Genomic DNA, 2,119 nt, shown 5'->3' on the forward strand with positions numbered 1-2,119 from the left:
CTTTAGCTCAAAGATATGCATCAGTGTTTATGTCATTATGTCTTGAGTACAGTGGTAGCGTTGCTCACCACTTAACGCGGCGTTATGTGTCTTGGTCAGGATTGCGTCGAGCCAGCTACTTAAAATGAGATAATATCCGCTTTTAAATGAATTACAGGGAGTGTAAATGAAAAAAGTCGAGCGATTTGAGTCACTAATCAGAATCATGGATGTTGTTGTAACATGTCTAGCAGTACTAGTAGTGGCAGTTGGTATCTTTTCCACTGTCTTGCATGGAATTCAACTAGGTATTGGAGCTCTCGTCTCTGGGATAATGCTATGGATAGCCAAATTTTTCATATGTGGCATATCATATACATTGATTCAGATAGCAAAGAACACTGCTCCAAAAGCTTCGGATGAAAACACATAACAAACTGCTCAAGAGGGATTCGCAACGCGTGGCATTTTCACTATGCGTTGAATTTAGTGATTAAGGTGGTTTGCAGCGGCCTCGGTATTGCGTTGCTCACCCCTTAGCAGGGCGTTATACCGCAAGGGAGAAATCAATGATAAAGCAAATAAGCGGCACAGGTCACTCGCTCTTATCTCTATCAAAAACAAGCTTCTCCGAGCTACGAAAAATCTATCGTCCAACTTCCGAAGCTCAAAGAAACCAAGCTAGTTCAACAAATGAGTGGACTTGTTTGGGGTATTATTTGGATCACCAGCTAGTGGGTTTTATAAAGGTTAAGTTGTCCGGCAAAACGCTTAATTTAAGTACACTTGCTGTCATGCCTGAATGTCGTAAAAAAGGCGTAGCTCGAAGCTTAATTTTAGAAGCAGAGCGTATGTTCTCAAATGCAGGCTTGCTCTCAGTTTGGTGCGTTGAGCAAACTGGTAATGTAGAGATCTTTGAGGCACTAGGTTTCAAGGTTGCAGAGCGTATTGAGTCAGATATTTTTGAATTGGCTTACAGCTCAAACGTTAAAGCAATAGAAGTTCGTCTGGAGCGGCAGACAGCGGTATAACAAATTGTTCAAGAGGGATTCGCAACGCGTGGCATTTTTACTATGCGTTGGTTTTAGTGTTTAAGGCGGTATGCGGCGGCATCAGCATTGCGTTGCTCACCCCTTAACAAGGCGTTATGTACTATTCGATAAATTATAGGAGTTGCATATGTTTTTTGAAGAGAGTTTTATCGAAAAAGTGGAAGATGATCCGATTCTTGGGCTTCATGAGGCTTGCAGCTTAACTCTATCGCGTTTGGCTGAACTCGAGAAGGGAGAAGAGTGGACGGAAGAAGAGCATGAGTTACTTTGGGAAGCATCTGCATTCATTAATATTCTTATAAATAATTTTGACTTAACAATTGCAGTCGATCTACCTCAACCGACAGGTAGTCTAGAGGATAACTGCCAGGCACTAAGCGAATATATACAAGAAGTACAAAGTGCTGTCGGCAATCAAGCTGTATTGTTAAAGGTGGAAACATACTCGAATCGTTATAAGAATGTATTTAAGAGCGCCTTTGCTTATGAGTTTTCAAAAGGTGACTTGGAACGCGTACAAGAGTTAATAAATGAACTTAGAGCACAAATCTCAAAACTAGAAGATTTGGAACCATCTCATCAACAAAGGCTACTAAAACGTCTTGAAAAGCTGCAGTCGGAACTACATAAACGTGTATCTGATCTGGACAGGTTTTGGGGCTTAATCGGGGATGCAGGAGTTGTTCTCGGAAAATTAGGTACTGATGCAAAACCTATTGTTGATCGCATAAAAGAGATTGCTGAGATTGCTTGGAATACTCAGTCAAGAACCGAAGAGTTACCTAGTAACAGCCCAAATCCAATGTTGGGTGACCCTGAAGAACGTACATAACAATCTGTTTAAGAGTGATTCGCAACGCTTGGTATTTTTACTATGCGTTGCGTTTTGTGTTTAAGGTGGTATGCATAGGCTTCGGTGTTGCGTTGCTCACACCTTAACAGGGCGTTAGTACGGGTTGACATCAAAGGTCATAAGTTTTGGTGTTTATCTGTTTTGGCACTCGTCTTTACACCTTTCAGTTTGTACCTTTCACGTTCTTTCCGGTGGCACTATATGCGGAGTGTTTGCTTTGATTTCACCGTTTACG

General features: G+C 41.5%; 2 protein-coding genes. Both read left to right on the top strand.

Annotated features, from left to right (window positions below; translation table 11 throughout):
* The first annotated feature begins 548 nt into the window (after window positions 1-548).
* Window positions 549-1,010, top strand: a complete 462-nt coding sequence (locus VJL_RS27150) for a GNAT family N-acetyltransferase (protein WP_038882466.1) — start codon at window positions 549-551, stop codon at window positions 1,008-1,010.
* A gap of 148 nt (window positions 1,011-1,158) precedes the next feature.
* A complete protein-coding gene (locus VJL_RS27155; protein ID WP_038882467.1) occupies window positions 1,159-1,863 on the top strand; it encodes a hypothetical protein in 705 nt (234 codons plus the stop codon).
* The last annotated feature ends 256 nt before the right edge of the window (window positions 1,864-2,119 follow it).

The sequence above is a fragment of the Vibrio jasicida CAIM 1864 = LMG 25398 genome (assembly GCF_000400365.1).
GTDB lineage: Bacteria > Pseudomonadota > Gammaproteobacteria > Enterobacterales > Vibrionaceae > Vibrio > Vibrio jasicida.